Raw genomic sequence first — 20,164 nt, 5'->3', positions numbered from 1 at the left:
AATGGCGAAAAAGTCCCAAAACTCTTTACACTACTTGCTCAGAGTAAAGAAAAAACCGCCAGCCGCGGTTAAATACCAGCGGCTGGCGGTTATTAATTTTTAGCCCAAACGGTTGAGCAGTTCCTTCAAGAAGTCGTAAGTGCTGCCGACGTAGCGGTAGTCTGAGTCTTCGAAGACGATAGCGTTCGGGTTAGTGTTGACGGAGATGATGTTTTCAGCATGGTCAACAGTAAAGGTGTATTGCGGCGCGCCGGCAATCCCCAGGTTGATCAAAACTTGTGGCTTGATCTTGTGGCCGTTGACGCCGAGTTGCTGGCCACGGTTGAAGTCTGAGCCGACCATTGGTCTGGTAACCCCGATTTCAGCGCCCAGCTTTTCAGCTACTTGCTTGGCCAGAGCGATAGTTTCTGGTTGGTTGGCACCGCGGCCCAGAGCCAGAACGATCTTGGCCTTTGGCAGGCCGGCTGCTTGTGATGGGCTGCTTACCGCGTCAACCGCGCCGGCTGGAGTCTTGGCTGCTTCTAAAAGCGGCAGGATCTGGTCAAGGTCAGTCAAGTCAGCCTGCTTTCTTGCCACTTCCTGGCTTGGTACATCAGCCATTTCAGCATTGCTGATTTCCGTGTACATCTTTTCGATCGTGCCTTCAGCGATTTCCATGGCTCTGGCGTCTCTTACCAGGTGTTCTGGGGCAAATTCAGCGCTGTAGCCGTAGCCGCCCATGATTTGCAGGGTCAAGTCGCAGGATTCAACCGCTGCCTTGCTGCCGAAGCACTTGGCCATAGCGGATTGTTCCATGTATGGCAGGCCGGCATCCTTACGGCGGGCAGCTTCCTCGTAAACCAAACGGGTCAGTTCCTTGTTGGTTGCAATCTTGCTGATCTTGTATTGAGTAACTTGCATGTCCTTAAGCAGGGTATTGCCTGACTTGCGCTTAGCCGCGTAGTTTTTGGCAATATCAAGGGCGTGTTCCTGGATCCCAGTCAAAACGGCCCCCATCAAGTAGCGGGCATCATCGTGGGCGTTGTTGGCAATTTCCAAACCTTGCCCCCGCTTGCCCAGCATGTTTTCTGGACCAACTTCGATCTGGTTCATGACAACTTCACCGCAAGGAATCCCCCGCAAGCCGATAAACTTTTCAACATAGCCGAAGGAGAAGCCTGGCATCCCCTTGTCCACGATAAAGACAGAGTATTCGTCAGGACCGGTCTTCACATTGACTGAGTAGACTTGAGCCAGGGTCCCGTTGGTAATCATGACCTTGTCGCCGTTGATGATCCAGCGGCCGTCCTTTTCAACCGCGTAGGACTGGTGCTTGCTTGGGTCTGAGCCGCCTTCTGGTTCAGTGTTGGAGAAGCCAAGGATGGCTTGGGCACCCCAGGCAAAGTAGCGCTCCTTAGCAGCGTCAGTGCCGTACTTAGCCAGCTGGTCACAGCTCTTGTAGTGGCCTTCCAGCATTACGCCGACACTGGCGTTGGCCTTGGCCAGGATGTTGACGATCTTGCCGGCGGTCATGGCAGAGACGTCCAGTCCGCCATATTCCTTGGGAATTTTTGCCCGCAAAAGGCCCAGGTCAACGATCTTCTGGAAAAGGCCGTTTGGCAGCTTGGCCTGGCGGTCGATCTGCAGGTCAAAAGGCGCTACGTCCTTGTCTGCCAATTGCTGAACGGCTTGCAAAAGTTCGGTTTCGTTAGTCATGCTAGTATCCTCATCATTCTTTTATTATATAGAAAAGTAGTAATTTTTATTTTGTGCAGTCAAAATAAAGAAAACGCTTTTATAGTTAATATACTATCACGAACTAGTAGCAATGCGCAATAGGAGAATAAAAAAGGCTCACTTTCGTGAACCTTTCCAGGTTAATCAAGTTGAATTTCGCGGTCAAAAAGCTGGCGGCTTTCCGCGGTCAGATTGTGGGCGACGAACATGATCGTTTTATCCGTCTTGAGCAAGCGGGCAATAATCTCCCGCGTGGCGGCCTGGTCAATAGCGCTGGTGCCTTCATCGATCAAAAGCAGCTGGCTGTGGTAAAGATAGCTGCGGGCCAGAACGATTTTTTGCCGCTGGCCGCCAGAAACATTGCTGTTTTCTACGGCAACTCTTGTATCAAGCCCGGCCGGCCAAAGATGCAGGTCCTCACTTAAGTTCACCTGGTCTGCTGTTTGGCGGAGCAAGTCTTGATCGCTTAAATCTGGATTGAACATGGTCATGTTTTCGGCAACGCTGCCGGGGAAAAGCTGGGGATCCTGGGGGAGATAGCCGATTTGACTCAAGTTGGGCTGAATGGCCTGCCCCTTCTGGTCCAGATAGTGAATTTCTCCACTGGCTGCCTTGACTTCACCTAAGAGCAGCTTGAAAAAAGTACTTTTCCCCCGGCCGCTGGCGCCGGTCAGCAAAACTTTTTCTCCAGGCTGCAGCTTGATGGCCGGGTAAACCAGGGTGAGGCCGTTAAAGTCAACGGTTAAAGGACTGCTGGCAAAAGCAGCTGGAGCTTGGCCGGTCTCTTTTTTCTCCGGGACAGCTTCTCTTTGCTTAAGCAGGTCTTGCCGCAGCTGGCGGCTGCCGGAAATTTCGCCTAAGTAGTCAGCCGCGTTCTGCAGATTGCCAAAAAAGTCACTGTTAAAAGAAGCAATGCTGCTGAGCAGGCCAAAAGCCGTCCAGTGTTGGATGACCAAAAAGGCGGTCAAGAGCAGGATCAAGCTGCTGCCAAGAGAATATGCCAGCTGATTGAGGTAATCCAAGAGGGCAGAGACGGCGCTTTTGTGCACATGAGCATCTTCTAGCTCCTTGGCGGCCAGGCCGGCTTTTTCCTTAAACCAGGCTAAGGATAGGCAGCGGTGCAAGTCGCCAAGGCCGAGCAGCCAGTCGCCAAGAAGCTTGAGATAGGCCTGGTTCTGCGCGGCCAGTCTTTGATTGGCATGGTTGAGCTGGCGGTCAAGCAGGCGGGGAAGGTAGATCTGCATCAAGGCAAAGATGAGGCAGGCGATGAAGAGGCTCCAGTGAAAACTGAGCAGAGCGCCGCCGGCAGCCAGGACCGTCATGCCGGCCTTAAAGCTGCTGTAAATATTGCGAAGGTAGCTGACAGTTAGCAGGTCTCCTTCCTTAAGCAGCTGGTTTTGCGCCTGGGCTGGATCGTTTGCTTGGCCATCATTGAATATATGCAGGGCAAGCTCTTGCCGGATCTGCTGCAGGTAGCTTTGGATCAGCTTTTCCAGGGCCAGGTTGCCGTAGTAGGTGAGCAGGGCACTGAAGGCCAAGCAGGCCAGCTGCAGGGCCAGCATTTGGGCAAAAAGCACGGGCTGCCGGTTTCTTAAAGCATTGAATTCCAGGGTCAAGGCGTAAGAAGACCCGACCAGCAGCAAGGAGCTTAAAGCCGCGGCCAGGAAGAGCAGGCTGCTTTTGACTGGTTTGCGGAGGTAAAATTCTTTAAAAGTCATACATGCTTCTTTCTAGCTAAGCTGATTTCCCGGTCAAAGCGGGCTTTTTGTTCAGGGCTTAAATTGTGGGCAACGAAGATGACGGTTGCCGGCAATTGGCAAAGAGTCTGCAAGATTTGGTCCTGGCCAGTCCGGTCAACCGCGCTGAGTGACTCATCCAGCAAAAGCAGGGGAAAGTTATGGCTTAAAGTCCGGGCAAGAGCCAGTTTTTGCTTTTGACCGCCGGACAGGGTCAAATCGTCTGAAGTAATCTGGCGCTGGGGATCAAGCTTGAGGCCGACTTCTTCCAGGTAATCTTTTGGATCAGCACTTAGGCCAGGGGTATGCATGGTCACGTTTTCCGCCAAAGTCGCGGGGAACAGGACCAGGTCCTGGGCCAGATAGCCGATTGAGTAAGGATCCGGCTGGAAGGCTTGGCCAGCAGCGTCTTTAAAAACGATCTGGCCTCTTTCAGCTTGTAAATCACCTAAAAGCAGTTTTAGCAGGGTGCTTTTACCACTGCCGCTGTCGCCAGTGATGAGGATTTTTTCACCAGCATGGATGGTCAAATCGGGGTAGGACAGAAGCTGCTTGCTGCGGGTTAGGGAGACCTGGTTAATCTCGATTTGGGCCATCAAGCTGACCGGCTGCAGATTGTCATTTTTCTTGCTTTCCTGCAGGCGGCTAAGCCGCTGGCGCAGGCTTTTGGTCGAGTTCAGATAAGAATAGCTGCCGGCGATGTTTTCCAGGACGGAAAAAATACTGCTGGCGAAATAACCAGCCGCAATGACGCCGCCTAAGGACATTTGTCCTTTAAAGAAGAGGAAGCCGGCGATGAGGGGGATGCTGACTGTGCCTAAGGCGTTGCTAAGGCTTTGCAGGCACTGGATCTGGCTGTTGATCTTGCGGCGGCTGACTTGCCGGTCGGCCAGCTCTTGGCCGGACTTAAGCAAGGCTTTTTGATAAGGGCTTTTGGCAAAATAGCGGCGAAGTTCTGCCAGGCCGGCAGTCCATTGGGCAATAGTCGCTAAAAAGTGCTGGTTGGCAACTGACAATTGATCAGTGGCCTGGTTGCTGTATTTTTCCAATAAGCGGGCAATCGCGAAGGAAGTCACGGTAGTTAAGAGGCTGGCCAGGAGCAGGAGCCAGTGAAAAGACAAGAGGCTGGCGACAACCATAAGCGCGTTGATAACGTCACAGATCAAGTAAAAGAGAACAGTCGCGTAATCGTAAGTCAAGGTGTCAAGGTCTTGGCTAAAGTGGTTGGTCATTTCGGAGACGCCGGCAGGCTGTTGGTAATAGTGGTCAGCCAGTCTGTCTCTGACGCCGTGCAGATACTGCTGGGTCTGCTTGCTGAAGAGGTAGTTGGCCCCGTTGAAAGCCAAGTTCAGTACTAAGGCCAGGGCAAACTGAATCAGAAGCAGGCTACAAAAAATGTTAAAACGGCCGGCGGAAACTTGGTTGACCATTGGCGAGAACAGGTAAGTTGAAGTAACGTCGATGACCTGGGTCATGACCAGCAGGGCAAAGATTATGGCGAAGCGGCCCCGGTTGCTGTTGATTAGTTTACGTAAAGTCATGAGTAAAAATGGTGTAGTCTTTTTCTCCTAAAGGATCTTGGGATATGAGTTGCATAACGGTTTCGGCATCTTTTTTTAGACCTAGTTTTGCTAGAGAGGCTGCTAAGATTTGTTTCATTCTTTTTATACCTAAAACATCGCCCAACTGCCGGTATTCTGATAGAGCATCTATGCTGCCAGATATGGCAAGTGAAAAATCTTCGGTCTTGTAGTCAATATAAGCAGCTGTAGCAAATTCTTCAGCTAAATACTCACTGTTATACGCAGAAGTCAGTTTGATGCTGTTTTTTATGATTTCTTTGGCAAGATCATAGTTTTGCAACTCTAGTTCTAATTGAACTTGATTAATTGAAACTTGACTATAATAACGAACAAGCTCAGAAATCAATGTAGTGTTGGCAGCATCGCTTGTGGTAATACAGCTGCTTAGAATTGTACTGGCACTAAGCAACAGAAGACGGGCGTCTTGCAGATGCTGATAGTGATTATCGGCGGTAGAAATTAGAGCTAGCGCAAGTAAGTTGTCAATAAGAACTAAAGATTCCTCAGTTTGATCTTGAAGAATCATTTTAGAGGTCAAGACTGACATCGTTTTATAAAAATCCTCAGTATTATTAGTACGTTTTAGTTTTAAGACGCACAAGCGATGAAGTATCAGTCTTTGAATTTCAGGTTCCTCTGCTTTATCTAAAGCTAAGTTAAAAATTATTTCTGCTAATCTGGCATCCCTCTCAATACCGCAAAGCGTAGCGAGTTTTACCAAATCGGCTGGGGAATCTATCTGACATAATTCATCTTGCCGGAGTGTGACCACTGAGTGACAAGACGAATAGTAGCCGAGGATCATTACGATAGAATCAATCCAAGTTGCCAGGTCGAAGATATCAATTGTCATGAGCTGGGCTACGATCTCTTCTTCGGTTGGCAAAGTTATCCCAAGCTTTTTGCTGACTTGTTCAATAAAGTAGAATTGTGATGTCGATTTACGCAGCCCGAAGTCCGTTAAGAATTCAGGTGCTTTTAGACTTCTGCTGTGAGCGGGTTTGTTTTGTAAAACTGTTTCTTTTGCGTATTGTATTCTTTCAAACAAAACAGGAGATTCTTGCCATGAAGAATCTCCTGACTTGAAAGAACTTAAAAATGATTCAAATTTCATGCTCTTCCCTTAGTAATTACATTGTGATTCCATGAAAGCACGATATCTGAAAAATAAGAAATCGTGTTGTTGTCTAAATCTTCAATTACTTGTTCCAAATCCATTGTTATCACCTCTTTATCATTTTTTAGTAATTTTAATCCAATTCTATAGCCTGTTCAACCGGTATAAGCAGAAAACATTAACTATTTTCATTACTATTGCTTTTCACTTCTTGCTCATACTTTGTTAATTTCTTATAAGCTTTTTTGCTCCCGCGGTTCAAGTCCTTGTTAAATTTATATTCTTGCCAGTCGCTTATGAAGAGCAGGTCCAGGTTATAACCCTCTGGATAAAGGTCGGCAGCTTTTCGCCGTAATTTCAGCCGCTTAACGGGAACGACATAAAATTGTTTGTTGATAAAAATTTTGGCTAAGGTTCGGTCTGCTTCCAAAGCGTAGAAAATACCCTCTTTTTCCAGATTGCCCGCGTAGACCACGTCTCCTTTGCAAAAATGTGTTTTGACTATTTTGCCAGTGGCTTTTTCTTTCAAAACGACCGTGCTGCTGTTGAGTGGCAATTGACCGGCTAAAACTTTTTGCGCCTGGTCGATAATTTCTTTTGGCATCCCTACTTTTTGAGCGATCCAAAAAGCCCGGCTCTGGCCGACTTGGTCTAAGAGCAGACGGTATGTTGGGGTGAGAGTGTCAGCATTGAAGTCCATTGACGCGGTCCGGTAATTTGGATGCTTAACGGCATAGTCCTTGATCTTACTGTAGTGGGTCGTGGCTAAAACCAAGCATCCCTTAAGTTGCAGGGCTTGCAAGACGGAAATAGCAATAGCAGCTCCCTCATCAGGGTCAGTGCCACTTCCCAGTTCATCGAGCAAAACCAGACTGCGGCTTTGAGCGTGAGTGACAATTTCGGCAATATTGGTCATTTCTGCTGAGAAGGTCGACAGGGAGTTATCTAGGTCCTGTTGGTCACCAATTTGGCTGAAAATTTGCTGGCTGACAGGAATGTCGCAGATTTCCCGGCTAGGCAGATAAAGCCCAATCTCTGTCATCATGATAGCCAGGCCGCAGGTTTTTAAAGTGGCGGTTTTGCCACCGGCATTTGGTCCAGTAATGATCAAGCCGCGAACTGGTGACTCGATTTCCAGGTCAAGTGGAACGGGATTTTTAAGCAGGGGATGCCGCATCCCCCGTAAAAGCAGCTGATTTGTCTGATTTAATCTGGCCCGCTTGCCATTTAGCTCCCGGCTATACCGCGCCCGGGCCATAATTTGATCAATTGCCGCGACGATATCAATGTTACGTAATAGGCCGTGGCTTTCTTCATAGACGGCAGCGGTCAGTTGTCCGAGTATCATCGCTTCAATAGCTTCAATTTGTCCCTTGACAGCAATCTTTTCGCTGCTTAGTTGGTCCAGCTTGCGTGGAAGAATGAAGGCAGTCTGCCCATTGGCCGAATAAGCGATGATTCGTCCAGAGATTGCCTTTTTAAAGCTGCTTTTGACGGGCAGAGTCAAGTGGCCATCTTTTTCTACCAGCCGCTGTTCTTGCAAACTTTGGCTGACTTTCTTGCTTTGCAGCAACTTACCAGCGGCGTCTTTTATTTCCTGGTTCAGTTCCCGTTCTTGTCGCCGCAGCCGCCTCAAGTCGCGGTCAGCGCTGTCGGCAACTTGACCATGTTCTATTGACTGATAAATCTGTTCAACCAGTTTTGGAAAAAGCTGGAGCTCTTCACCATAGGAATTAAGGATTGGAACCAGATCTTTTTCTCTGCACAAAAAGCGTTGCAACAATTCACAGACCCGGAGATAATCAGCAACTTTTTCCAAATCATCTGCTGATAGAAGGAGTCCCCTCTGAGCGCGATTGATCAATGGCAAAAGGGAATCTGAAGAAACAAACGGCAGCTGCAAGCGCCGCTCTAAGAGCCGCGTACCTTCTTCTGTTTCGTCGAGTAAGTGGACAACGGCTGCCGGCTTGGTCAATGGCTGGGCTTGCAGAAGCAAGTTTTTAGCTTCGTGGGACTTGGCGTAAGACGCTACTTGGGTAAGGACTTGTACAAATTGCAATTGGTCGTTTTCAAAAAATTTAGTCATCTAATTTTCCTTTAATCTGATATGCGTAAAAAAACCGGTCTCCAAAAAAGTTGGAGACCGGTTGATATTATTCTGCTTTAATTAAGCAAAGTTTTCCTGCAGGTCCTTCACGCCGGCTTCTGACAGGGTGGTGTAGATTGAACCCTTAACGCCCTTGAAGGTTTCCAGGCTGAGGTCGATACTCTTTTCACCATTGCTGCCATCGCTGACTGCCACGCCCAAAAGCTTGTAGGCGGTTGAAGTCGGGTCTGGTGAGAAGTACAGGCGCTTCTTGCCGTCAGTTACTGACTTTTCAGTGTAGAAGTAAACCTTGGCCGGGCTGGACTTGACTGCCAGGTTGAGGTCGCTGGAGTCAACCTTGTTCAAGGTCAGCAATTCGTAGTGCTGAGCCAAGTGACCGCCAACGCTTTGGAAGACAGCCAGGAACTTTTCAGTTGCTTCAGGGTCAACTTCACCGAAGTCGATGTTGTCGTTTTCTTGTACCAATGACAAGATCAATAAGTGCTTAGTATCCTTGTCGTAGTATACGCTGAAGTTTTCAACGCCGCCTGGCCAAGGAGCCTTGCCCTTTTCATATTGGGTGAAGTAGACGCTTGAGTCGTTCTTGACAACCAGCTTGTTTGCGCCGTCAACGGTCTCCAGACTGATGATCGGCATTGGCGGAACATAGCTGTCCTTTTGACGCTGTGCCCACAGCTGGGATTGCTTCTTCTTTTCATTGCGGGAGTTGATGTAGGTACCGACGCAGATGATGATGATTAAAATTAAAAGTATCCAACCCATAGTTGTCTAAACCTCCAGTGTTGGCATTTCTTCCGAGCTGAAAAAATGCTTGATTAATGCTAAGTTAAAATTTATCTGGCTCAAAGCAAAACGCTAAGCCCGCTTATATCTTTTAATTTTACTACAAAATAGCCGTTTGGCAAACCTTGTATAGGCCGCAAAGTTATTTAAATTAAGCGGAGACGGGATTTTTTAAGAAAATAGCAGCTGACCCTTATTAGAAATAAATTAAGTTAGTTTTTAGCATTCTTTGCAATGCTTTCTCTTAAGTAGCCCAGGTACTTTTGCCCGATGGAAGAGAGCTGGTGCAGGCGGTTGGTCAGGTAGCCGATTTCAATGTATTCATCGCTGATCAAAGGCCGGGCGATGATGTCGTCCCCGTTTAAGTCAGCGTTGATGATCCCTGAAGAGATGGTATAGCCGTTTAAGCCGATTGCCAGGTTAAACAGGGTGGCCCGGTCGCTGACAATAATGGATTTTGGTGAGTGCTGGTCAGCCAGGGTTTCTTCCCAGTAATAGAAGGAATTGTGCTGGCCCTGGTCGTAGCTGAGCTTGGGGTAGGGCAAGAGGTCGGCTAAAGAGATAGATTTTTTGCCGGCCAGGGGATGGTTTCTGTATAAAAAGACGTGGGGGCGGGCCTTAAAAAGGGGGGTAAAGCTGAGCTCCTTTTCCTGGAAGCTGTTTTCCATGACCTGGCGGTTGTAGCGGCTGAGGTAGACGATGCCGATCTCGCTGTGGAGGTTGGCCACGTCTTCGATGACTTCATAGGTCCGCATTTCTTTGAGGCTGGCCTGGTAGTCGCTCTGGCCGATTTCTTTTAACAGCTGGACGAAGGCGTCAACGGCGAAAGCATAGTGCTGGGCTGCCACGGAAAAAATCTTTGGCGCGCTGGCCTGGTCACCGTAGCGGCGCTCAAGCAGCTGGACCTGGTCCAAGATCTGCTGGGCGTACTGCATGAACTCCCGGCCATCTTCAGTCAAGCTAACCCCTTTTTTGCCCCGGATCAGGATGGTGATCCCCATTTCTTTTTCCAGCTGCTTGATGGCGCTGGACAGGGTGGGCTGGGCGATGAAAAGCTCTTTGGCTGCCTCGGTCATGTTGCCGAGGGCGACGACTTTTTGCAGATAGAGCAGTTGCTGGATGCGCATGGTTGAACCTCTTGCTTTCTGGAATAAAAATAAAGATGACCTTTATGGGAGCTATTGGCGGTTACTTTGCCTTTGGCGGTGGTGACCACCGTTACGCGGAAGTGACAATCATCGATTTTGACGAAAACTGGCGGCACCACTCCACGAGGTTTGTCTAGCTGTTCGGGCCAGCTGATCCACTTTTGGACCGGCTGGCTCTTTCTTTTAGCTCTCCATAGTTTAAATCTATCGATACATGATAAAAATAGCTATTTTCAATCATAACGAGATCTGGCTATAATAACAAGCATTAAGAGCAAATTAAAAACACGATTTAAAAACTTCGGAGGTAATTCAGATGTCATTTCCACGTTACGATATTGTCGGCAGTTTCTTGCGTCCAGCAGCATTAAAGGAAGCCCGGGAAAAAATTGCCCGCGGCGAAATCAGCCAGGCCGAGCTTACGGCCGTAGAAGACCAGGAAATCAAGGCCCTGGTGCAAAAAGAAGTCGCTGCCGGCTTAAAGGTAGTTTCTGATGGGGAATTCCGCCGCAGCTATTGGCACTTGGATACCTTCTGGGGCTTTGGCGGGGTAGAACACGTGCGGGCTGATCATGGCTACTTCTTCCATGATGAAGAAACCCGGCCAGACGCGGCCAAGCTGGTTGGCAAATTGACTTATGAAGCCGGCCACCCGGACGTGGCAGCCTTTGACTTCCTCAAGCCTTTGGCGGATGCGGCTGGCGTTGAAGCCCGTCAGAGTATCCCAGCCCCGGCTCAGCTCTACTGTGAACTGATCTGCCGCAACGATGAATTGATCGCGGCTACTGATGCCGTTTACCCAGACCGGGCAGAACTGGCTAAGGACGTTTCCAAGGTCTACCGGGAATTGATTTTGGACTTGTACAAGCACGGTGCCCGCGACATCAAGCTGGACGACTGTACTTGGGGCGTCTTGGTCAACGACAGTTTCTGGCATGCTTTTGACGAAGGCCACCTCAAGCGCGAAGAAGTCCTGCAGCTTTACAAGGAAATCAATGAAAATGCCTTGGTTGACCTGCCAGAAGACTTGCGGATCACGACCCACATCTGCCGGGGCAACTACGACTCAACTTGGGCTTCAGAAGGCGGCTACGGCCCAGCTGCTCCTTATGTCTACAAGGAAAAAGGGGTGGACGCCTTCTACCTGGAATTTGACGACGACCGGTCAGGCGACTTCGCTCCTTTAGCTGAAGTGCCAGCCGACAAGGTAGTTGTTTTGGGCCTGGTAACCAGCAAGAAGCCGGAATTGGAAGACCCGGAAGCTTTGAAGGCCCGGATCAAGGAAGCCGGCCAGTACCATCCATTGGCTACCACGGCTCTCAGCACTCAGTGCGGCTTTGCCTCAACTGAAGAAGGCAACCACTTGACTGACGAAGAACAATGGGCCAAGATCAAGCTGGTCATCGACACGGCTAAGGAAGTTTGGCCAGATGCTGAATAATCAATAGGGATGCCTCCTTGCGCGGGGCATCTTTTTGATACTTGGAAAAAGTGTCACATGTCTGATAATTTTTTCAAAAAGTCAGCCGAAGCGCTTTCGCAAAGCTGAATTCTTCTTTATAATAGGACTAGCAAAAAGAGAACATTGAAGAAATGAGGCAACTACTTTGAAAAAATATGCATTTGGTGTTGACATCGGTGGTACCACTGTAAAGATTGGTTTGTTTGAAACCAACGGCGAATTGTCCGAAAAGTGGGAAATCCCAACCAGAAAAGAAGGCAACGGGGCCAAGATCCTGCCTGACATCGCGGCTTCTCTGAACGACAAGCTGAAGGAACTGGACATTCCTAAGGAAGAAGTAGCCGGGATCGGCATCGACGTGCCAGGTCCAATCCTGGACGACGAAATCGTTAACCGCTGCGTCAACCTGGGCTGGGGCGTCTTCAACGTGGCTGAAAAGGTCCGCAAGCTGACTGGCCTGGATGAAGTCAAGGTAGCCAACGACGCCAACGCTGCCGCTTTGGGTGAAATGTGGCAAGGCGGTGGTGAAAGCCACCAAAACGTTGTCATGGTTACCCTGGGTACCGGTGTCGGCGGCGGGATCATCTCTGAAGGCAAGATCGTTGCTGGTGCCTTCGGTGCTGCCGGGGAAATCGGCCACCTTTTGGTCAACAAGGATGAAACCCAGCTCTGCGGCTGCGGCAAGAAGGGCCACCTGGAACAATACGTTTCCGCGACTGGTATTGCCCGCAAGGCCAAGGAACTTTTGATGGAAAGCAATGAAGAATCCAGCCTGCGCGAAGTTGAAGAACTTGACGCCAAGGCCGTCTTTGACGCGGCTAAGGAAGGCGACAAGCTGGCTTTGGAAATCGTTGACTTTGTCGGCCAGACCCTGGGCGCGGCTTTGGCTTCCATCTCCTGCGTCTTTGACCCGGAAGTCTACGTTATCGGTGGCGGGGTCTCCAAGGCTGGTCAAATCTTGATCGACACGGTGCAAAAGTACTTCGTTGAAGCAGCCTTCCACGCTTCTGAAGGCACGGAAATTGCCCTGGCACAACTGGGCAACGATGCCGGCATGTACGGCGCCGTTAAGATGGTTTTGTAAGATTGAGTGTAGAAAAGGGATTTCTATGAATAAACTATTGGCGAAAGCTACTATTGCGTTGGCACTGGTTGCCACAACGGGATCATACGCCGTGAGCAAGAAAGTCTTTGCTGAGACCTATACTAGAACATACATTGATTCAGATGGTCTTGAGACTACAGAAACCAGTTCCGTGCCATTTACTGACGATACTGAGACGAACACAGAGAGTTCTGATAGCTCTGAAGCGACTAATACAGAGAAGAGTACTGTCCATAAAAAGGGCTGGTCAACTAATGAGTCAGGCGATAAAGTTTATTACTTGAGTAATGGCCAAAAGGCGACAGGCTACAAAACGATCAAAGGCAAAAGATATCACTTTGAAAAAGATGGTTCTGCAACTGTTGGTGTAAGCTTAAAGTACATTTATGGCCGTAATGGCCGTGTTTACCGTTACTCACGGTCAAAGCGGGGTAACCATACGGTAGCTGCCCAAAAGATTGCAAAAACTATCGTCAAAGCTGTTGGACATGAAAAAGGCGATACTGACCTTAAAAGGGCCGGACTCGCCGCCTACTATGTGTATTGCTTTTATCAGTTTGATGGATACTCGATGAAGAAGCCATATTACAATACGGCTTATGGCGTGTTTATCAATCGCTACTGCTCATGTGCCGGTACTGCTGATGCGACACAGATGGTTTTGAAGTACATGGGTATGAAGTCCAAACATGTTTACCGGAACAAGTTCCACCATCAATGGTGTACTCTTCGTTTAGACGGTAAGAAAGGCTGGGTTGACGGAATGATTGGTGCTGCCGGCTACGGATCCAAATGGGGCGAAAGAGCATATGACTCATGGTGGGATGGTATTAACAAAAAGGTTTAATGAAAGGGTACTGGATAGAAAATCCAGTACTTTTTTGTTGATATTTTTTCATAGCACGCAAAAAACGAGGCAAGCTTAGCGCTTGTCTCGTTTTTGATCGCTTAAATATTGTCAAGGATAAATTGCTTAGTATTGAAACCAGAAGCCAAAAGTCAGTCTTACTTGGACAGGAGGTCAGCGACGTGCTTGCCTGAGTAGAAGCAGTAGCCACCTTCAGTACCTGGCATGTTCGGGCCGTAAGTGTCGCCGATCAGCATGCCGGCAGCGTCGTTACCGATAGCGTACAGGCCTTCGATAGCTGCACCTTGTTGGTCAAGGACTTGGTTTTCCAAGTTGACCTTCAAGCCACCCATCGTACAGAAGGCACCGATACCTTGTTCAATAGCGTAGAATGGGCCTTCAGCAACTGGAATCATGAAGTCCTTGCTCTTGCCGAAGTCAACGTCTTCGCCCTTGGCTGCCAGTTCGTTGTAACGGTCAACAGTTGCCTTAAGTTCTGGCAGGTTCAGCTTTTCAGCCAGTTCTTCAATGCTGTCAGCCTTGGTCAAGAACTTAGCGTTCCGGCCCAAAGCTTCATCAAGTTCTGCTTGCAGGTGTGGAAGCTTGGTGTCGTGGTAGTCGTAAGTCCCCATTGCCTTGTAGAGGCCTTCGTTTTGCAGGTGGTCAATCGTCTTTTGGTCAACGATAGTGTAGAACTTGTTTTGGGTGAAGAGGGCGTTGCCGGCTTCTGAGAAGTTGTCAACAACTTCTTCGTTAACGAACCGTTGACCCTTTTCGTTGACCCAAAGCAGTGATTGCTGGTTGGCTGCCCCGTTCATTTCGTCGTAACGGTAGATGTAGCTTGGCTTGTCTGGGTCCTTGATGTAGCCACCAAACAGCATAGCCATACCCATAGCGTAACGTTGAGCGCCAACGTTCCAAGCCAATTCCAGGCCGTCACCAGTGTTCTTGCCTGAGTTGCATGGGATCAATTGGTCAGCGTTGTAGTTGGTGTACTTGGCGATCAAGTCCTTGTTGTTCAAGTAGCCGCCAGTTGCCAGGATGACGTTCTTGGCCTTGATGTCGCTAACGGTTTGGTCAGCCAGGTTCTTGACGCGGACGCCGACAACCTTGCCGCCTTCAGTCAAAAGTTCTTCGACTTCGTGTTGAGTAGCGATTTCCCCGCCAAGTTCCTGGAACTTAGGTGCCATAACTTGGTGGATGACAGCTTCACAGCGGCCGTCAAACAAGTGCCAGGTTCTTTCACCGCTGCCCAGTGGTTCAACGTCCAGCCACTTAACGCCCAAGTCGTCCAACCATTGGATGATGTCGGCTGAGCCGGCGATGTATTGCTTCCAGGTGTTGGTGTCAGCCTTGTAGTGGGAGTAGCTCAATTCTTCGTTCAAGGCGTCTTCTTCAGTCAGCTTGTAGTCGTCATGCTTCTTTTGCATGAATGAGTTGACCGCGAAAATACCTTCAACATGGTTACCGCTGCCGCCGATTGAGTGGCCCTTTTCCAGGATCACCGTGTCCAGGCCGTTGTGGGCTGCTTCATAACCTGCAGCGAAACCGGAAGCCCCGCCGCCGACAATTACCAAATCGTATTGCTTCTTCAAAGTCATCTGTATTTCCTCCTTCATGTTTTCGCTTACATTATAAGCCGGTCTCGTAGTACAATTGTAGGTGTAAATAGGTCGCCAGATGGACATTGAGGTACGGGTAAATGGATTTGAACCAATTGCAGATGTTTGTAAAAGTCGCCCAGGCAGGCAGCTTCGACCGCGTGGCAGAGGAGAATTACGTCAGCCAGCGGGCGGTTTCCCGCTTGATCAAGCGGCTGGAGGAGGAACTGGGGATGCAGCTTTTTTCCCGGGGCAGCAACCGGATCAAGCTCACCCCAGCCGGTGAATATTTTGCTAAAGAAGTGGAAGACTATTTGACCAGGTTTTCAGACATGGTGACTCTGGCCCAGAAGATCGGCCAAGAGCAGGTCAGCCACTTGAATATTGGCTTTTTCTCAGCTTTTGACGGGGTCTTGCTGCGTGAGCAGGTCTTGAATTACCAGAAAAAAGGCAAGGATGAGATCAAGTTCAATATCGTCGAGGAATCGGTGGAGCATATCTTGTCTGACCTGGCTTTGAAAAAGCTGGACTGCGGCTTCATCAACAACTATGGCCGCTACACCAAGCTCAACCGCCGCCTTTACGACTTTATCGATGTCTATCAAGGGGAGATGATGCTGGCGCTCAGCCGGCAGAACCCTTTGGCTAAAAAGCCTTATCTTGAGGAAAAAGATCTCGTGGGCAAGGACCTGCTTTACTACAGCAGTGAAAATTCCCAGTACATGCAGGATACTTTTTTGGCGACGCTGGGCAGCGATGTCGGCCAATACCAGATTAAGCGGGTCGCGTCTTTGGAAAACCTGCTTTTGGCTTGCTCCTTGGACCAGGGCCTGGCCTATCTGCCTAAGGACCTGCTGGACAAGTTCAGCCAGCCGGATGACAGCCTTGTCTTCAAGAGATTTCACTCGGCCCGGATCAGCCAGAACTATACTATGCAATTAGTCTTCAGAGCTGATGACCAGTCTCCGGCTTTGAAAAAGTTTACTGCCAGCATCGTCGCTGACCGGGAGAAAAAGAAAAAATAGCATGCAAAATAAAAAGCATGAAACAAGTTAAAACTTGCTTCATGCTTATTTTGTTATTTTAAAGAGTCCAGGGTAGCCTTCATCGTCGCGGCTGAGGCCTGCATCTTGGCCAATTCGCTATCATTTAACGGCAATTCCAGCACGTGGCTGATCCCTTGCCCGTTGATGATGGCCAGGGTGCCCAGGTAGATCTCATCCTTGATCCCGTATTCCCCGTGCAATGGAGCAGAAAGAGGCAGGGCCAGGTCGTTGTTTTCTAAAATGGCAGCTACGATCTTGGCCAGCATCATAGCTACGCCATAGTAGGTCGCGCCCTTTTTGCCGATGATCTCGCCGCCCTTTTCCCGGACGTGGGCTTCAATCTCATCCAAGGCTTCTTTCGTCATGCCCGGATAGTCAAGCAGGGGCTTGCCGTTGACCACGGCGCTTGAGAAGTTCTCAAAGCTGCTGTCGCCATGTTCGCCCAGAACCCAGGCATTGACTGATTCAATTGGCACTTGCAGCCGCTTGGCCAGCTCCACCCGCAAACGGGCTGAGTCCAGGGAAGTCCCGGTCCCGATGACCCGCTTCTTCGGGAAGCCGGACAATTTCTGGGTCAAAGTGGTCAAGATGTCGACCGGGTTGGCGGAAACGACGAAGATGCCGCTGAAGCCAGAAGCCACGACCGGATCAACGATGCTCTTCAAGATAGCAGCGTTCTTCTTGATCAAGTCAAGGCGGCTTTCACCTGGCTTGCGGGGCACGCCGGCCGTGATAACTACCACGTCAGCGTCAGCCGCGTCGCTGTAGTCGCCAGCTCTGAGCTTGGTTTGGCCCGTGAAGTAGGTCAAGTCTTCCAGGTCTAGGCAGTCGCCCGCGGCCCGGTCCTTATTCAAGTCGCAGATGACCAGTTCGTCCACCCGCGTCGTTTGCAATAAATCGTTGGCAAAGTTGGAGCCGACAGCACCATCGCCAACCAGCAGGACTTTTCTATTCATATTTGTTCCTCCCTCAAGGAAATTCGTTAACCTTATTATAACTGAATTCGGGTCAAATATTTCCTGGGAAATAAAAAACGCGGCCCAGAGGACTGCGTTTCTTAGAAATGTGATGTGATGTGATAAAACTTAAGCTTACTACGACAAAGTAGTTTGCTTGGCGGCGCCTGTTAGTGATAGGAGTAGTGGCGCCGCATGTGATGAGTAAGGAAAAAATAAGTTTGTCTGTCTGTAAGAGACAGGAACCGAAAAATGTTGAAATACATATCTGAGTTCAGAGCCGGCTCTTGCCTGTAAAAAACAAGTAACATAATAGAAAAGCAAAAGCATGGCAACAGCCGCTCCAGAACCTGTTAAGAGGTTTTACCAACCGGTGGCATGCTCGGATCGCCACCCGTCAGTAGTACCGAAAATTATAACGACTGAAGGAGAAAAAATGAGAAAAATAACTAGCCGCATAACTTTCGAAGAATATAGTACTACGGTTTATCTCAATAATCAAAAAAATTGCCTACTTTTTTGATTATTAAAAAAGCGGGCTTTTTGTAAGCGGTTGGGAGAAAAGAAAAACTGCAGATAATTAAGCTTGTGATCTGGTCAACTTTTCTAAAAGGTAGGTACCAAAAGAAAAACGGCTCCAGCAGGATGGGAGCCGTGACATGGTAGATATTCTAATTCTTGTTTGTTTTCTAGTTTTTTGCTTACTAGTTTTTGTATTTCCTGCCTTAAGCAGCCCGCTTCTTGGCCTGGATTTCTTTGAGGCCTGGCAGGGTGATCATGACCAGGAAACTGATGATGTAGAGGGCGGACAAGAAGCCCATAACCACGTACAGGTTGTAGTGGTCCATCAGGGCGCCGATGATGACGGAAGAGAAGCCCCCAATGGCCCGGCCGGTGTTCATGATCAAGTTGTTGGCCGTGGACCGGATTTCAGTCGGGTAGAGCTGGCTGATTACCGCCCCGTAGCCGCCGAACATCCCGTTGGAGAAGAAGCCAGTCAAGGCTCCGGCCAAAAGCATGGCCCAGTAGCTGGTTACATTGACGATGGCAAAGACCACGACCGCGCTGCCCAAAAGGAAGATGCCAAAGGCCCAGCGGGGACCGATCTTGTCCATGATTGTGCCGAAGACCAGCATCCCAATGCTCATGCCGATGATGGTAGCGATCATCCAGTAAGAAGAGCCGGAAACTGACAGGCCCTGCTTTTGCTGCACGATTGATGGCAGCCAGTTCATCAAGCCAAAGTAGCCGGCGATCTGTACGATCGTCATAACCATCAGGCCCAAGGTCTGCAAAGCCAGGCGGGGCGTTTCAAACAAACGGCCGAAGGAGATTTTTTCACTCATTTCTTCTGCCTTCTTGTGAGCGGCCAAAAATTCCTCGCTTTCCTTGACGTGGCGGCGGACGAAGTAGGTCAAGACAACCGGCACTATCCCAAAGAGGAAGAGAGTATTCCAGCCATATGCCGGAATGATCCAGGCAGCCAGAAGAGCAGCCACGATAGACCCGATTTGGCCTCCGATGGCCGCCACTGAGCTGGCCCGGCCGATTTGGTTAGCCTGGAAGTTTTCCGCGATCAAGGCAATCCCGACCCCGTATTCACCCCCGGCCCCGATCCCGGCCAAAAAGCGGAGGGCGTAGAGGGCGGTGATGTTGTGGGCAAAGTAGGTTAAGCCAGTCGCGATGGCAAAAAGAAAGATCGTATAGCTGAAAGTCTTGACCCGGCCGATACGATCTCCTAGCAGCCCAAAGAGCGCGCCACCGAAGAACATTCCGAGGTTGGTAAAAGTTCCGATCCAGCCGCCGGCCGCGGAGCTGATGTGCATCTGCGCGATGATTTCCGACAGGGAGAATGACAGGAACATGACGTCCATGTTTTCCAGCAAGAAGCCGGAAGACATGGAGGCCAAAACCCACTTTTGGTTAGTGGACATTGAGCTGGTATTATCCATTATTAACTTGTACCTCCAAAATTAATGCTCACGGACATTACTTATTTTGTATCGCTACCAATTATTTGCGTTTTTCTTAAGATTGTCAAGGGATATTGGAAAACAATAGTTATTTAATTATTTTCTGCCCGGTCGCTGATGGCCTTTGGCAGGGCGATATTGTGGTGGAGGCTGGGCCAAAGATGCCGGTCAGCTAAAGCAATCATCGGCCCGTTGACCAGGAGGCAAAGGAGGGTGCCAATATTGACAGCATAGATTTTGCCCGTAATAAGCCAGCAGATGCCAGTGAGCAAAAGCGGGACGCTGAAGTTGATCAGCTGGGCCCGGACGACCTTGTTTCTGCAATAGAGAAAGCGGAGAATGTTGGTCGTGTCGTCGTTGGGGTGCATGATCAAGTTTGCTCTTTGATAAAAGGAAATGGAGCAGCCTAAAGTCATGATGCCCAAAAGCCCGGCCGCCAGCCGCCAAGGCAAAGGAAGTCCCGGCAGGCCAAGGGCGGAAAAGAGGCTGGTGAACAAATTGATGAAGTAGCTGAAGCAGGCGATAAAGACGACCTCACCCAAAAAGCGGGGCAGGTCGAATCGCCGCAAGAGCAGCTGGTTGACCAGAGCTACCAGGCAGCCGGTCAAAAACATGGCCAGGGCAATGCTGGTATGGAAAATATGGGCCAGGTTGACCTCTGACGCCCCCCAGGGAGCCGTGCCGATATTGCTGGAAATGGTGATCCCGTTGCCAAAAGCGTTCAAGACCAGGCCGATCGCCAAAGCTGCCAGGCGGCGGGGTAGAGGGTCAAAGCCTTCACCTGTTTTTGGCTTAAAGGAAGACAAAAGAGTATGGAGAGAAAAGTGAGATTTGCTGATATCCAAAATATGCCTCAATGAAAAAAGATCTGATTTAGTATTAACAATTTTAGTCTATTGATTATCATATATCCAATAGAATTTATCTATAAAAACAAGTGCAAGCTTAGAAACATTTTCAATAGGACGAATCTATCAATAAAAT

Annotated in this window: 15 protein-coding genes; 4 read left to right on the top strand and 11 right to left on the bottom strand. The window is 49.3% G+C overall.

Annotated elements, in window-relative coordinates; genetic code table 11:
• Window positions 1-99 precede the first annotated feature (99 nt).
• From ACYVUV_RS10360 to ACYVUV_RS10330, 7 genes are all read right to left on the bottom strand, one after another.
• Window positions 100-1,695 carry an acyl-CoA dehydrogenase family protein gene (locus tag ACYVUV_RS10360; RefSeq protein ID WP_439775219.1) on the bottom strand — a complete coding sequence of 532 codons (1,596 nt, stop codon included), beginning with the start codon at window positions 1,693-1,695 and terminating at the stop codon, window positions 100-102.
• 161 nt (window positions 1,696-1,856) lie between these two features.
• A complete protein-coding gene (locus tag ACYVUV_RS10355; RefSeq protein ID WP_439775218.1) occupies window positions 1,857-3,434 on the bottom strand; it encodes an ATP-binding cassette domain-containing protein in 1,578 nt (525 codons plus the stop codon).
• Entirely contained in the window at window positions 3,431-4,993 is a 1,563-nt protein-coding gene (locus ACYVUV_RS10350; protein ID WP_484499313.1) for an ATP-binding cassette domain-containing protein, read from the bottom strand. Before ACYVUV_RS10350 ends, ACYVUV_RS10355 begins: the two co-directional genes overlap by 4 nt.
• Window positions 4,980-6,149, bottom strand: coding sequence for a hypothetical protein (locus ACYVUV_RS10345; protein WP_484499312.1), 1,170 nt, complete (start codon window positions 6,147-6,149; stop codon window positions 4,980-4,982). Before ACYVUV_RS10345 ends, ACYVUV_RS10350 begins: the two co-directional genes overlap by 14 nt.
• Window positions 6,150-6,330: 181 nt before the next feature.
• Entirely contained in the window at window positions 6,331-8,238 is a 1,908-nt protein-coding gene (locus tag ACYVUV_RS10340; protein ID WP_439775100.1) for an endonuclease MutS2, read from the bottom strand.
• A gap of 81 nt (window positions 8,239-8,319) precedes the next feature.
• Window positions 8,320-9,021, bottom strand: coding sequence for a hypothetical protein (locus tag ACYVUV_RS10335; protein ID WP_439775099.1), 702 nt, complete (start codon window positions 9,019-9,021; stop codon window positions 8,320-8,322).
• Window positions 9,022-9,254: 233 nt separating this feature from the next.
• Window positions 9,255-10,169 carry a LysR family transcriptional regulator gene (locus ACYVUV_RS10330; RefSeq protein ID WP_439775098.1) on the bottom strand — a complete coding sequence of 305 codons (915 nt, stop codon included), beginning with the start codon at window positions 10,167-10,169 and terminating at the stop codon, window positions 9,255-9,257.
• A 337-nt stretch (window positions 10,170-10,506) separates the two neighbouring features.
• On the opposite strand from ACYVUV_RS10330, the gene ACYVUV_RS10325 reads away from it, so the two are divergent.
• From ACYVUV_RS10325 to ACYVUV_RS10315, 3 genes are all read left to right on the top strand, one after another.
• Entirely contained in the window at window positions 10,507-11,631 is a 1,125-nt protein-coding gene (locus ACYVUV_RS10325) for a 5-methyltetrahydropteroyltriglutamate--homocysteine S-methyltransferase (protein ID WP_439775097.1), read from the top strand.
• Window positions 11,632-11,797: 166 nt separating this feature from the next.
• Entirely contained in the window at window positions 11,798-12,736 is a 939-nt protein-coding gene (locus ACYVUV_RS10320) for an ROK family glucokinase (RefSeq protein ID WP_201330023.1), read from the top strand.
• A 25-nt stretch (window positions 12,737-12,761) separates the two neighbouring features.
• On the top strand, window positions 12,762-13,604 hold the full coding sequence (locus ACYVUV_RS10315; protein WP_439775096.1) for a hypothetical protein: 843 nt from the start codon (window positions 12,762-12,764) through the stop codon (window positions 13,602-13,604).
• 158 nt (window positions 13,605-13,762) lie between these two features.
• Here the strand turns inward: ACYVUV_RS10315 and vprA are convergent, their stop codons facing one another.
• Window positions 13,763-15,205, bottom strand: coding sequence for a vinyl phenol reductase (vprA, locus tag ACYVUV_RS10310; protein ID WP_439775095.1), 1,443 nt, complete (start codon window positions 15,203-15,205; stop codon window positions 13,763-13,765).
• A gap of 101 nt (window positions 15,206-15,306) precedes the next feature.
• Between vprA and ACYVUV_RS10305 the strand changes: the two genes are divergently transcribed.
• Window positions 15,307-16,230: a LysR family transcriptional regulator gene (locus ACYVUV_RS10305; RefSeq protein WP_439775094.1), complete on the top strand. Its 924-nt coding sequence runs from the start codon at window positions 15,307-15,309 to the stop codon at window positions 16,228-16,230.
• Between the two features lie 53 nt (window positions 16,231-16,283).
• On the opposite strand, the gene ACYVUV_RS10300 is transcribed toward ACYVUV_RS10305, so the two are convergent.
• From ACYVUV_RS10300 to ACYVUV_RS10290, 3 genes are all read right to left on the bottom strand, one after another.
• Window positions 16,284-17,207 (bottom strand): L-lactate dehydrogenase, encoded by a 924-nt coding sequence (locus tag ACYVUV_RS10300; RefSeq protein WP_484499311.1) that lies wholly within the window; start codon window positions 17,205-17,207, stop codon window positions 16,284-16,286.
• A gap of 725 nt (window positions 17,208-17,932) precedes the next feature.
• Window positions 17,933-19,159, bottom strand: coding sequence for an MFS transporter (locus ACYVUV_RS10295; RefSeq protein WP_439774685.1), 1,227 nt, complete (start codon window positions 19,157-19,159; stop codon window positions 17,933-17,935).
• Between the two features lie 113 nt (window positions 19,160-19,272).
• Window positions 19,273-20,025, bottom strand: a complete 753-nt coding sequence (locus tag ACYVUV_RS10290; protein ID WP_484499310.1) for a YczE/YyaS/YitT family protein — start codon at window positions 20,023-20,025, stop codon at window positions 19,273-19,275.
• Window positions 20,026-20,164: the final 139 nt, after the last annotated feature.

The organism is Lactobacillus sp. WILCCON 0149 (assembly GCF_057197965.1).
This window is presented reverse-complemented; position numbering and strand designations above follow the sequence as displayed.

Excerpts from the sequence above, each read along its gene's own strand:
- ACYVUV_RS10305 (WP_439775094.1), top strand. The coding sequence starts at position 15,307 with ATGGATTTGAACCAATTGCAGATGTTTGTAAAAGTCGCCCAGGCAGGC.
- ACYVUV_RS10350 (WP_484499313.1), bottom strand. The coding sequence starts at position 4,993 with ATGACTTTACGTAAACTAATCAACAGCAACCGGGGCCGCTTCGCCATA.
- ACYVUV_RS10315 (WP_439775096.1), top strand. The coding sequence starts at position 12,762 with ATGAATAAACTATTGGCGAAAGCTACTATTGCGTTGGCACTGGTTGCC.
- ACYVUV_RS10360 (WP_439775219.1), bottom strand. The coding sequence starts at position 1,695 with ATGACTAACGAAACCGAACTTTTGCAAGCCGTTCAGCAATTGGCAGAC.
- ACYVUV_RS10330 (WP_439775098.1), bottom strand. The coding sequence starts at position 10,169 with ATGCGCATCCAGCAACTGCTCTATCTGCAAAAAGTCGTCGCCCTCGGC.
- vprA (WP_439775095.1), bottom strand. The coding sequence starts at position 15,205 with ATGACTTTGAAGAAGCAATACGATTTGGTAATTGTCGGCGGCGGGGCT.
- ACYVUV_RS10335 (WP_439775099.1), bottom strand. The coding sequence starts at position 9,021 with ATGGGTTGGATACTTTTAATTTTAATCATCATCATCTGCGTCGGTACC.
- ACYVUV_RS10300 (WP_484499311.1), bottom strand. The coding sequence starts at position 17,207 with ATGAATAGAAAAGTCCTGCTGGTTGGCGATGGTGCTGTCGGCTCCAAC.
- ACYVUV_RS10345 (WP_484499312.1), bottom strand. The coding sequence starts at position 6,149 with ATGAAATTTGAATCATTTTTAAGTTCTTTCAAGTCAGGAGATTCTTCA.
- ACYVUV_RS10340 (WP_439775100.1), bottom strand. The coding sequence starts at position 8,238 with ATGACTAAATTTTTTGAAAACGACCAATTGCAATTTGTACAAGTCCTT.
- ACYVUV_RS10295 (WP_439774685.1), bottom strand. The coding sequence starts at position 19,159 with ATGGATAATACCAGCTCAATGTCCACTAACCAAAAGTGGGTTTTGGCC.
- ACYVUV_RS10355 (WP_439775218.1), bottom strand. The coding sequence starts at position 3,434 with ATGACTTTTAAAGAATTTTACCTCCGCAAACCAGTCAAAAGCAGCCTG.
- ACYVUV_RS10325 (WP_439775097.1), top strand. The coding sequence starts at position 10,507 with ATGTCATTTCCACGTTACGATATTGTCGGCAGTTTCTTGCGTCCAGCA.